The following is an 11,791-nucleotide window of genomic DNA, read 5'->3' as shown; positions in this document are numbered from 1 at the left end:
GCGCGCGGTCTGCTCCGCAGACACGACGCGCCGCCGCTACGCGGCGGAAGACGACAACGCACTCCGTGCGTTGTTCCCGGACTCCGTCCGGGGTTGCCGGTCCACTCCGTGGCCCGGGCAGTCAACTCCGTTGACTGCGGCCCGGATCGCTCCGCGATCCGGGCGACGGGCCATGCTCCGCACGGCCCTTTGGCTGGCTGGGGGTTAGGATGGTCTTGCTAGGGGTGAGGTGACGGGTCGTGAGGACCGAGGGCTTGCTGCTTGATCCTCTGATCTCTTGAGTCCTTGTCAGGGCGAGTTCAGGAGCGACGGGAACCTCGCTGCGCGGGTTGCATGCTACCGGTTCAGAACACTTCTTCAATCGCTGTGCGTCATTTTTGGACTCCAGATACCTTAGGGAATAGGAGGCGACGTCCTGCCCGCTGTCCCTGGGGTCGTTTGACTGCGTCTGTGTTTTCACTGAAAGCGGCATGTCACTGCATCAGGAATCCAGGTCTCCTCGGAGCTTGGAATATATCTGAAGCGGTTTAGGAGAGGAAGTTTCGGTGACGCTGAAGGAGTTGTTTCCGCATCAGGTGGAGGCGGTCGATGCGGTTCTGAGGGCCTTGCAGACGCCCGCGAGCGGGCATCTGCCGTCTGAGGGGCTGCGGACCCAGGTCATCGCCGCGACCGGCTCCGGGAAGACCCTGATCGCCGTCGCGGCCGCCGAGAAACTCGGCGCGCGGCGTGCCCTGGTCCTGGTTCCGACACTGGACCTGCTCACCCAGACCGCGGCCGCGTGGCGGGAAGGGGGTCGTGCGGGGGCGATGGTCGGGGTGTGCTCGCTACACGGGGAAGACTCCGGTGGTGTGCCATGCACGACCGATCCGGGTGAACTCGTCTCCTGGGTGAGGGATTTGGACCGGGTGACGGTCTTCGCCACGTACGCCGCTGTTGGCCTTGGCATTCTCCAGCGCGCCCATGCTGTCGGCCTTGGTGCGTTTGACCTGATGGTCCTCGACGAGGCGCACCGGACAAGTGGGTACGCCGGGAAGCCGTGGGCTGCGGTGCACGACCAGACGAAGATGCCGGCGACCCGTCGGTTGTATATGTGAGGTTCCCCCGAGATGGGGGGTAGGTGACAGACGGTCAGATGAGTTTCATGAGAGGAGCCTGCGCCGAGGAAGTACCCGCTGGAGTTGCGTGAGCGTGCGGTTCGGATGTACCGGACTGCTGAGCCGAAGCCTGTGATCCGCCGCATGGCCGAGGAACTCGGTGTGCACCACGAGGCTCTGCGCAACTGGCGGGCGTGCGGGCGGCTTCGGCCTCTTCGGGCGAGGGCAGGTCGGGCATGGTCAACGACCGCCCATGAGGAACAGGGCCGACGAAGGGTTGGCGAGGCTCTGGGCCAGCTGCTCGCTGCCGGCCGCGATGGTCCGAAGCTCTGCTGCGGTCGTGGCCACCTCTGACTTCGGGTCGCGGCCCTGCTCCATCGTGACCCTGTCGTTGGCGGCTAGCAGTTCCAGGACGTCGGCGGTCTGCTCGAACGCCTGCGGGAGCCGGTCAACCAACGACTTCAGCGCCTGGGTGGCGCCCGACAGTTCGGGTGCCGACAGGTCCTTCCGGTCGTCCAGCACCACGCGGTTGAACTCTTCGATCAGGTCTCGGGCCTGACGCACTAACGTCGCCGGATCCGTCGCCGCCATGCGCTCGCTCCCCACCGCTGAAATAGTGGCCCCAGTCTCCCCGAGCGAGAACGACGTTCTCCCCCGTTACGGCCGGGGCGGGCGGAGCTGGTGCTTACGTGGTCGGTGCGGCACCGGGTCCCAGGGTCCGGCGCGGGGACGGGGGCGCTGCCGGGCGCGTGCCGAGCACGCCTCGGGCTCGCAGTTCGTCGAGGTCGGACAGACGCTCTTTGGGAAGAGCGTCGAGCAGGTCGGCCTGGGCGGCGCGGATGCTGTGCGCGGGAGCCTGGGGGCCGGAGCCAAGAGCGCGGCGGACGGTCACGCCGGTCATCGTACGGGCAGCCACTCGCCGTGTGCCGCTCCCCGTGGCGGTGGTGTCGGACAGACCATGCGGGCGTTCAGTCGGCGTTCCACTCGTGGGCGTGGCCGCCGCGCCATTCGATGCTGGTCGGCGGGCACCGTGAGCTGACCGGGGCGCCGTGGTACCCGTCCCGTCCCGGTGACCGGGTGATACTCACGCTGGAGGCCACCGAGAACGCGCCGCGCACGACGGAGCTGTACGAGGTCGCCGAGGGCGGCGGGGACGGTATGGAGCTGCGCCTGGTCCACATCGCGCCCGAGGGGGGCTGCGGGAAGCTGGTATGCCGGTCCGCCCGAGGTGTACGGGGCCGACCCAGTCGAGACGCCGTGGAGGGAGGCCGGCCCCGACCGGCTCACCATCCTCGGGGGAACCTCAAGGTCGGTGAGAACCGGCGCTCTGCTGCGGCCGGGGTCTTGTGGATCGCCGACGGATGCCCGGGCCGCCGCGCCAGGTTGAACTTTCGTCGTTGACCGTCGCGACCAATGGCTGATGCTGAGCGGGTTGAGGGGTCTTAACGTAGCCGGGTGACTCGTGTGGAATCTACGGCCCTTAAAATATCGGCTCGCCAGGCACTGACGGCGAGGCTGCGTTCGGCGACCCCGCGGCTGGCCACCCCGGGCAGGGCTCTCTGGGATCCCGGAATGTGGTCTCCCTGGCGCATCGTGGGCGAATCGCTGCTGAGCGTAGCGGTCGGGCTGTTGGGGGCAGGACTCGCGGCCCTGGACAACGGCGGCACCGTAGGGATCGCTGCCACCGGGCTGGCGATCGCAGCGCTGTCACTTTTGCGCCGGACGCTGCCCGCGACCGTGCTGCTGGTGACCGCCGTCGGCTCTGTCCTGTTGGGCGGTCTCGCTCCGTTGGTTCTCGTCGCCGCCTGGTCGGCGGGGCGGCGGATCGACGTGGTCGGCAAGACCGTCGGCATCTTCGCCTTCGCATACATCCTCAACCTCGGCCTGGCAGTCGTGCAGGCGCTTCCATACCTGTCACTGCCCCGCCTGGTCTTCAGCGTCTTGTGGCCGCTGGTCGCGATCATCGTGCCCGGCCTGGCCGGCCGCTACCGGTCTCAGCACCATATGCTGACCGACACGCTCCGGGAGTACGACGCCCAACAGCAACGCGAGCGCGCGATGATCGCCGGACAGGCCCGGGCGCGGGAGCGTCAGCGCATTGCGCAGGACATGCACGACAGCCTCGGCCATCAGCTGGTGCTCATCTCGGTGCACGCGGGCGCGCTGGAGGTGGACCGCGAGCTGACCGGACCGCAGCGGGAGGCAGTGGGGGTGCTGCGCGAGGCGTCGGTGGCCGCGATGCACGAGCTGCGCGAGGTCATACAGGTGATGCGGGACAGCACGGAGGCCCCCCACCAGGACCGCACCACCCCGGGCGTCGCGGCCGCTGCGACAGAGGGGACCACTGCGCTGTCGCGCGGGGTGGCGGGCATCGAGGGCCTGGTGGAAACGTCCCGGAGCGCGGGCGCGGCCGTGGAGCTGCGGCACTCCGGCGAGCCGCGCCCGCTCCTTCCGACCGCCGATCACGCGGCGTACCGCATCGTCCAGGAGGGCCTGACCAACGCCCACAAGCACGCCCCGGGCGCCCCGATCACCGTCGAGCTGCGGTATGAGCCGGACTCGCTGGTCGTGGAGGTCGCCAACGGACCCGCAACCGGGATGACGAGCAACGGGCGGGACGTGGTGAGCGGCGGCCAGGGGCTGACCGGGCTCGGTGAGCGGACCCGGCTCATCGGGGGCATGGCGCACGCGGGCCCGACGGCGGACGGCGGCTTCCGGCTGGCGGGCGTGCTGCCGTACACATCGCCGGAAGACGGTATCCCGAGCCCCGAGCCCGGCAACGTGGCGACGACGTTCGTTGATCCGACAGGCGCCTTTTGGCAGCAGACCCCGGGGGGCTCCTTGGACGAGAGTGATCCCGTCATGAACGGGAACGGTCTGAAGGAGCTGGCCAAGGCAATGAGCAGGAAGAACAGAAGCGGCATAGCCATCGGGTGCGGGATGGTGGTACTGATCCCTCTACTACTGGTGATCGCCGCCGTCGGCGTCGGGGGATACGTCCTCCTGGACAAGGCGGAAAAGGCCAAGATCCAGCCGAAGCAGTACGACGCGGTGAGGGTGGGCCAGTCCGAGGCAGAGATCCGCAAGCAGTTGCCCAAGGAGGACCCCTTCCTGACCGACGGCCTGGAAATGGGCGCGCCGCCCGTGCCCAAGGGGGCGAAATGCCTCAGCCTGACTTCCACGGAGCCCAGCAACAATCCGGACATGGAGCCGGTCTTCCGGTTCTGCTTCAAGGACGGCAAGTTGACCGAGAAGAAGTCCTTCGAGGTGAAGAACTAAGGAGTACCGGGCGCTCGGTCAGGGATGATGGCGAGTGACCGCAGGTAGACACTCAAGGACCGCGCAGGAGAGTCATGATCAGGGTTCTCGTCACGGATGACGAGCCGCTCATCCGGGCAGGCGTCAGGATGATTCTCTCCTCCGCCGACGACATCGAAGTCGTCGCCGAGGCGGTGAACGGCCGTGAGGCGGTCGAACTGGCTCAGACCCGTCGCGTGGACGTCGTGCTGCTCGACATCCAGATGCCGGTCATGGACGGACTGACGGCCCTGGCCGAGCTGCACCGGACCGTGCCTGACACGCGGGTGCTGATCCTGACAACCTTCGGGGAACAGCAGAACGTACTGCGCGCCCTGACGGGGGGCAGCGTGGGTTTTCTGCTCAAGGACTCGGCTCCCGCGGAGCTCATGCGCGCGGTCCGGGCTGCCGCGGCCGGAGACGCGTACCTGTCGCCGGGTGCCACCCGCCGTGTCGTGGACTCGTTGGCGTCCGGCCGGAGCGCCCACCGTGCCGAGCAGGCCCGCCGCCGACTGGAGGCGCTGACCAACCGCGAGCTGGAGGTCCTGGCGCTGCTGGGTGAGGGCCTGTCCAACGCGAACGCCGGTCGGCGGATCCATATGAGCGAGGCCACGGTCAAATCGTATGTGAGCCGGATCCTGACCAAGCTGGGCTGCGAGAACCGGGTGCAAGCCGCATTGCTGGCACGGGACGCCGGCCTGGAGCCTGACCACACCGCTCGCTGACGTTGATGCAGAGCCCGCTGCGGGTGGATCTCAATGGACAGCTCCGAGCCTCACGCGTCCCCCAGACCCTCCCGTCCGCTGATCGTCACCGGCCCTCTTGCCGTTCACCTGGTCGATGACGGCGATGACGCCCCGCCCGAGGACTTGGTGTTGATGCTGATCGACGCCCATCGGTGCGGACAATGCCTTCGTCGTCGTCCAATCCTACGAAGACGCCTCACCGGCCCGCTTGACGCAAGTCTGATTCTTCGTCGGCAGTTTGCCGGTGGCCAGGTACCTGTTGACCTCGTCGTCCACACAGGCGTTGCCGTAGCGCCCGAAGAGGGCGTGTCGGTTGGCGCCCTTGAGGGTGAGCAGCTTGGAGTCGGGCAGTTGCTCGTGCAGGGTCACGCTGCTCTTGTAGGTGGTGCGCGGGTCGCCGGTGGCGGCCACGATCAGTACCGGGGCGTCGCGGCGGACCTGGGTGGGTTCCTCGCGGGGGCGGTCCCAGAAGGCGCAGGGGCCGATGTTGTTGGTCATTGGGCCGAAGACCGGGTGCGCGGCCCGGCTGCGTTCGATGTCGCGCCAGTAGACCTCGGGGTCGCGCGGGGCGGCCACGTCCCCGCAGAGGACCGCGGCCTGGACTCCCGACGGTTCGGCCGCGCCGTGCAGTAGGTACCGGAGCGTCGCGGCGAACTCCGGCGAGAGCGGCGTCGGGGCTGTGCCCCGTGCGGCCCTGCTCAGCACGGCCAGCTGCTCGGCGAGGAACGCCCGGGTCGGGTCGGTGTCGTCCCCGATGCTGGAGTAGAGGAGGACCGGCACCTGGGTGTCGTCGATCCGGAAGGCGTGCGAGCCGGTGCCGACGGTCAGTGGGCCGCGGGCGGACGCCTTGAGGACGCGGTCGACGGTGGTGAGTACTTGGGCGCGGGTGCGGCCGAGGCCGTACGCGGCGTCGCGGTCCGCCGCCCACGCGGCCCAGGCGGACAGCGCCTTTTTGTTCGCGCGCTCGGTGCCCTTCGTCAGGCGGGGGCCGTAGTCGGCGGGGGCGACCGCGCCGTCGAGCACGACGCGGTCGTAGCGGCCGGGGAACATCTGGGTGTAGACCGTGCCCAAGTAGGTGCCGTACGAGTAGCCGAGATAGGAGATCTTCCGCTCGCCGAGCGCGCCGCGGACGACGTCCATGTCACGGGCCGTGTTGCGGGTGCTGATGTACGGCAGCACTGAGGCGTCGGCGGTGCGGCACTTGTCGGCAAGGCTCTTCTGCAGGGCGACCTGGCGGTCGAAGGACGCCCGGCTGGTGCCGGCCGAGAACCAGGACGTGCCGACGGGCCAGCCGCAGTCCAGTGGGGTGCTGCGGCCGACGAAGCGTGGGTCGAAGCCGACGATGTCGTAGCGCGCACCGACGTCCTTCATCGCCTTGCGGACGTCCGGCGGTGACTGGACCGAGGGTCCGCCTGGTCCGCCGTTGTTCAGCAGGATCGAGCCGATGCGGTGGCGGGTGTCGGTAGCCTTGAGCCGGGATATCGCGACGGTGATCGTGCGCCTCGCGGGGTGGGCGTAGTCCAGCGGCACGGTGACGTCTGCGCATTGCACACCGGCTTTGTCCAGATCGCGGCCCGTCGTGTCGGCGGGGCCCGTGACGCAGCTGCCCCAGCCGAGGTGTTGCCGGTAGTACTGGTGGAGCCCGGCTGCGGTGCCGTTCTTGGCGGGGGCCTCCGAAGCTGAGGCCAGGGCGGGGGAAGTGGTGAAGCAGGCGGCGAGGGCGAGGCTCGCGGTGGAGGCGCGCCGCGCGGTGGGGCTGAGGATGGTCACAGGTCTCCTTGGGCTGGTGGGTACGGTCGGTGGTGCGGAAGGCGGTGTCCGGGGTTGAAGTGCTCACTGGCCACCTGAGCTGTTCAGTCAGTACGTCGTGACCCGGTCGGGTTCCGGGGCGGGTGCGTTCGCACGGTGCTGCGGGTGGCCGCCCTTGGTGGGCCGCGGGCGGATCGGCCACCAGATGCTCCGTCCGAGGAGTGCGGTGAGGGCGGGGACCAGCACCAGCGAAAGGGCGAGCGCGGAGAGCAGGATGCCGAGCGTCATCGCGAAGGCGATCTGTTCGTTGCCCGGGGTCGTGGCGAGCGAGGCGAAGGAGCCAGCAAGGACCAGCCCGGCCGTCGCGATGGCCGGTGTCGTGTGCTGTACCGCGCGGGCCACGGCGGCGCGGGCCGGGCCCGGCCGCTGCATCTCCTCCCGGATCCGGTCGCTGATCAGGATGTTGTAGTCGGTGCCCAGGGCCACGACGAACAGGAACAACACAAGGGGGAGGGTGAAGTTGACGCCCGGCTTGCCGAGGCCGTGCTGGAACAGCAGTGTGGCGGCGCCGAGGGTGGCGGCGAAGCCGAGTCCGACGGAGAGCATCAGGACCAGCGGTGCGAGCAGGCTGCGCAGGAGCAGCAGGAGGATGAGAGCGATGAGCGCGGCCGCGACCGGGAAAACGGTCTTCAGGTCGTGGTCGACGGCGGTGGAGATGTCGGCGGAGATCGCCGCTGTTCCGCCCACGTGTGCCGTTGTTCCGGCAGGTGTGTGCTGGGTGACCGCTGCCCGCACGGGTCCGGAGGCCAGGTCGCGGGCCTGCTGGCTCTGTGGGTCCGCGGTGGGATAGAGGTCGATCCGGGCGGCGCGGTGGTCCTTGTTCAGGACGGTCCGTGCGACCTGGCCCACGCCCTTGACCTGGGTAAGTGCACGGGAGAGGCCGTTCAGCCGGTCGATGGTGAGGGTGCCGCCGTCAGTGGTGGTGACGAAGACGCTCGTCGGGTCCGACACTCCGGCCGGCAGCGCGCGGGAGATCTCGGTCGCGGTAGCCGCCGCAGAGGTTTTGGCAGCGGCGTTGCCCTGGCCGTAGTCCATGCGGATCCCCATCAGCCCGGCGGCCAGCGTGGCAAGCAGGGCGACGGAGGCGACCATCATTGTCAGCGGTCGTCGTGCGACCAGAGCTCCGAAGCGGGCGGCACGGCCTTCGCTCGGCTCGTGGCCAAGGGCCTTGGAGGGCCAGAACATCTTGCGCCCTGCGGCCGCGAGGAGCGCCGGGAGCAGGGTGAGGCTGCCGAGCAGCATCACCAGGACCGCGACGGCGATCGCGGGGCCCAGCGAGCGGAACTGCCCGAAGGTCGCCACGCCCAGTGTGGCAAACGCGGCCACGATGGTCAGCGCCGCCGAGGTGATCGCGGTGCCCACCCGGCCAGAGACCTGCCCGGCCGCCTCGCGGGCGGACTGCTCCGGCTGGGCGCGCAGTCGCTCGCGGAAGCGAAACAGCAGGAAGAGCAGGTAGTCGATGCCGATGCCGAGCAGGACCACGCTGATCAGATCAGGGGTGCCCGCGTCGAGCTTGCGCCCGGTGAGTATCGCGGCACCCGCGACGGCTCCCCCCGCCACGCCGATGATCATGGCGACCGCGACCAGCGGCAGCAGGGCCGCCAGCACGCTGCGGAACACCAGCACGTTGATCAGCAGGATGAGCCCCATGAGGAGGGCGCCCCCGACCTTCGCGGCGGTCTCGTGGGCATCGGTGGTGTCGACGGTGTCAGCGAGACTCCCGGTGAAGCCGGTGCGCATCCCCGCCTCGGAGAACTGCGTCCGGGCGGCGTCCCGGAAGGCCCGGTAGACGCCCTGGACCCCCTTGTCCGTACGGTTCCCGATCAGCTCGACGGAGAGCAGTTCGAAACTCCGGTCGGGCGCCACCATCGCCGGGGCGATCCGGGGCGTCTGGGAGCGGTCCGGGACCAGAAACTTCGGCCTGTCGTCCTCCCTGGGCATCATCACCCGGCGCTGCGCCAGCTTCGCCGCCTCGGCCTCGACCCGCTTCTGGTCCGCGGCGCCGAGAGCCTTGCCGTCGGACCGGGCGACCAGCATCGTCACCGTGGTGGCATTGGGGTTCACCCCGAACTGCTCCTCGGCGATCTCCAGCGCGGCGGCCGAGTCGTAGCTCTTGGGCAGGAAATCCCCGGTCTGGTTCTGGGTGACACGGCCGATCAGTGTCGGGGCCAGGGCGCTCAGCACGACACCCAGCACCGCCCAGAGGGCAATGACCTTCCACGGGTGTCTGGTGGAGTATCCGGTCAGGGCGCGGATCACGATGTCCTCCGGCGGACGGACTTGCATGCGGACGTCTGCCGGGGGCTCCCGGCCGGTCTCCAGACCATCACTTGGAGGGGCCGGCAAGCGTCATGGCAGCGGATGATCCGGACCGGGGCCCTGGGGCCTGCCCCGGCCAGGGACCAGGACCCTGGTCCCAGGCCCGGTCCCAGGCCTCCAGGGACCTGCGACTGCCGCGGCCGGTGCTGTGCAACCCTGTCCGGGGGCCGGGAGGCCGGACACAGGGAGAACAGAAATGCCCAGCAGCCGACACATCTGGCCCGGCGATGCCCGAATACCGCTGCACATCGACAGCGCCGAGCCGCCGTGGACCCGTAACGACGCACTCGTGACCGCCGGGGCCTGCGCGATGAACCTGCTCAGCTACGTTTTCTTCGACGACCCCGACGGCCGGCACGACGTGAGCGTGGCCGGGTTCCTCCTCCTCGCCCTGGCGGCCGTGCCGCTGCTCGCCCGGCGAAGCCACCCGGTGGCGGCGCTCGCCACCGTACTGGCACTCGACGCGACGGCCACCCTGACCGTCCCGCTGCCCAGCCACTTCGGTGCCGTCCTGCTGGTCGCCCTGTACTCGGTCGCCAGGGCCTGCACCGGCCGGGTGACGACGGTCGCGGCCGCCGCGACGGTGTCGCTGACGCTGCTGAGCCAGAGCCACGGCCGGATTCCGACCTGGCAGGACGCCATTGCCTCGCCCCTCTCCACCCTGATCGTCGTCGGCACCGCCCTGGCGATCAACCGCTGGCAGCGGGAGGTGGCGGCCAACCGCAGACTCCTTGCCGAACGTGCGGTGGCCGACGAACGTCGCCGCATCGCACGGGAGTTGCACGACATCGTGGCCCACCACATCACCACCATGCAGCTGATGGCCGGCGGAGCCCGGGCCAACCTCGCCGAACCGGACGTGGTCCGGGACGCCCTGGTCACCCTGGAGTCCTCTGGGCGGCTCGCGCTGCGCGAGATGCGCCAGCTCCTCGACGTGCTGCGGGCCGGGGACGAACCGGAGTCCGCGCCGTCGCTGCCCCAGCCCGGCGTCGAAGACCTCGACCGGCTGGTGGCCGAGTCCCGCCTTGCCGGACTGCCGACCGAGTTCAGCGTCCACGGGCCGCAGCGCCCGCTGCCACCGACCGTCGGCCTCACGGTATTCAGGATCGCCCAGGAGGCCCTCACCAACACCCGCAAGTACGCGGGAGCCGCCCGCGCGTCCGTACACCTGACGTACCACCAGGAGCGGGTCACCATCGCGGTACGGGACGACGGCGGGGGCGCACCGCCGCAGGAGGAGGCGTCGGCGGTGGGCTCGGGCGGCTACGGCCTGATGGGCATGCGCGAGCGCGTCGCCCTGCATGGCGGCACCCTCACCGTCGGCCCGCAGACCGACGGGGGGTTCGCAGTGGTGGCGGACCTGCCGCTGACCACGGACGAGGCGGCCGAGGCGGCCGTCCAGCACGAGGGGGCACACCGATGACCGGGACCCGGCCGGACACACCGAGGATCAGGGTGCTGATCGTGGACGACCAGCCGCTGGTCCGGCGCGGCCTGTCGCTGATCCTCTCCCCCGACCCGTCCTTCGAAGTGGTGGGAGAGGCCGAGAACGGCGCCCAGGCCGTTACCCTCGCCTGCCGGCTGCGCCCCGACGTCGTGGTGATGGACATCCGGATGCCCGTCCTCGACGGGGTGGGCGCGACCGGGGAACTCGCCGCCACCGTGCCCGACTGCCGGGTCCTGGCCCTCAGCACCTTCGACATGGACGAGTACGTCGTGGGTGCCCTGCGCGCCGGAGCCTGCGGGTTCCTGCCCAAGGACAGCTCGCCGGAGGACCTGAGCACGGCAATCCGCACCGTCCACGCCGGCGAGGCCGTCGTCGCGCCGCGCCTGCTCACCCGGCTGATCTCCACCTACGTACGGGCCCCTCACGGCGCGTCGCAGCCACTCCCCACCGACCTGGGCGAACTCACACCCCGGGAGGTCGAGGTGTGGCGTCTGATGGCCACCGGTCTCGACAACGCCGCGATCGCCCACGACCTGGACCTCAGCGTCTCCACTGTCAAGAACTACATCACCAGCATCTTCAGCAAGCTCGACGTCCGTGACCGCGCCCAGGCGGTCATCGCGGCCTACGAATCGGGCCTGGTCACCGCCCGCGCAACAGCCGGCAACCCGCCCACGTTCTGCCCCCGCACGCGTCGTTGAGGGCGGCACCGCCTGCCCGGCTCCATGCTTCAGCACCATGCGGGCCGGAATCCGGGTCACCCGCTCGTGAGCGGGGATCCCTGTCTTGTGCCGGGCACCCGCTGGGTGAAGCCGACCTGGGTCTTGAGGAGTGCGCCGCCACCGCCGGCGCCCCGGCCCGCCGAACCCGGTGCGTCGGACACTCAGGAGGGCGCTGGAGAGGCTGTGGTGGTGAGGCTCGGCAACGTGGATCGACAACGCGCGGCGGCGGAGCGACAGGCTCACCGAGCAGCGGCGGGCGGACCTCGATGCGCTCGGATGCGCTGGTAGCGGGTGCCGGTCGGCACGACGTGCAGGGAAGGGTCGGTCCGCAGGGTCCGCCTCTTCCTCTACGTCCGC

At 69.9% G+C, this 11,791-nt stretch carries 9 protein-coding genes and 1 pseudogene; 6 read left to right on the top strand and 4 right to left on the bottom strand.

Annotated features, from left to right (window positions below; genetic code table 11):
* Positions 1-545 precede the first annotated feature (545 nt).
* On the top strand, positions 546-1,094 hold the full coding sequence (locus ACIRJP_RS35550) for a DEAD/DEAH box helicase family protein (protein WP_404183548.1): 549 nt from the start codon (positions 546-548) through the stop codon (positions 1,092-1,094).
* A 75-nt stretch (positions 1,095-1,169) separates the two neighbouring features.
* Positions 1,170-1,448, top strand: a pseudogene (locus ACIRJP_RS35545) (transposase); the annotation flags it as partial.
* Here the strand turns inward: ACIRJP_RS35545 and ACIRJP_RS35540 are convergent.
* Both ACIRJP_RS35540 and ACIRJP_RS35535 read right to left on the bottom strand, forming a co-directional pair.
* Complete coding sequence (locus tag ACIRJP_RS35540) at positions 1,335-1,685, bottom strand: hypothetical protein (protein WP_404183545.1); 351 nt, start codon at positions 1,683-1,685, stop codon at positions 1,335-1,337. The pseudogene ACIRJP_RS35545 and the gene ACIRJP_RS35540 sit on opposite strands and share 114 nt — an antisense overlap.
* A 94-nt stretch (positions 1,686-1,779) precedes the next feature.
* A complete protein-coding gene (locus tag ACIRJP_RS35535) occupies positions 1,780-1,986 on the bottom strand; it encodes a hypothetical protein (RefSeq protein WP_404183542.1) in 207 nt (68 codons plus the stop codon).
* A gap of 680 nt (positions 1,987-2,666) precedes the next feature.
* Here ACIRJP_RS35535 and ACIRJP_RS35530 point away from each other — a divergent pair.
* Both ACIRJP_RS35530 and ACIRJP_RS35525 read left to right on the top strand, forming a co-directional pair.
* Positions 2,667-4,373, top strand: a complete 1,707-nt coding sequence (locus ACIRJP_RS35530; protein ID WP_404183539.1) for a sensor histidine kinase — start codon at positions 2,667-2,669, stop codon at positions 4,371-4,373.
* Positions 4,374-4,447: 74 nt separating this feature from the next.
* Positions 4,448-5,116 (top strand): response regulator, encoded by a 669-nt coding sequence (locus tag ACIRJP_RS35525; protein ID WP_404183536.1) that lies wholly within the window; start codon positions 4,448-4,450, stop codon positions 5,114-5,116.
* 204 nt (positions 5,117-5,320) lie between these two features.
* On the opposite strand, the gene ACIRJP_RS35520 is transcribed toward ACIRJP_RS35525, so the two are convergent.
* Together ACIRJP_RS35520 and ACIRJP_RS35515 are read right to left on the bottom strand one after the other, a co-directional pair.
* Positions 5,321-6,907 carry an alpha/beta hydrolase gene (locus ACIRJP_RS35520; protein ID WP_404183533.1) on the bottom strand — a complete coding sequence of 529 codons (1,587 nt, stop codon included), beginning with the start codon at positions 6,905-6,907 and terminating at the stop codon, positions 5,321-5,323.
* An 87-nt stretch (positions 6,908-6,994) separates the two neighbouring features.
* The gene (locus ACIRJP_RS35515) at positions 6,995-9,232 is read right to left on the bottom strand and encodes an MMPL family transporter (protein WP_404183530.1); all 2,238 of its coding nucleotides are present in this window, start codon (positions 9,230-9,232) and stop codon (positions 6,995-6,997) included.
* Positions 9,233-9,461: 229 nt separating this feature from the next.
* Here ACIRJP_RS35515 and ACIRJP_RS35510 point away from each other — a divergent pair, with 229 nt between their 5' ends.
* Complete coding sequence (locus ACIRJP_RS35510) at positions 9,462-10,688, top strand: sensor histidine kinase (protein ID WP_404183527.1); 1,227 nt, start codon at positions 9,462-9,464, stop codon at positions 10,686-10,688.
* Positions 10,685-11,413: a response regulator gene (locus ACIRJP_RS35505; RefSeq protein ID WP_404183524.1), complete on the top strand. Its 729-nt coding sequence runs from the start codon at positions 10,685-10,687 to the stop codon at positions 11,411-11,413. The genes ACIRJP_RS35510 and ACIRJP_RS35505 overlap by 4 nt, the downstream gene beginning before the upstream one ends.
* The last annotated feature ends 378 nt before the right edge of the window (positions 11,414-11,791 follow it).

The sequence above is a fragment of the Streptomyces sp. NPDC102437 genome, from assembly GCF_044765565.1.
Classification (GTDB): domain Bacteria; phylum Actinomycetota; class Actinomycetes; order Streptomycetales; family Streptomycetaceae; genus Streptomyces.
This window is presented reverse-complemented; position numbering and strand designations above follow the sequence as displayed.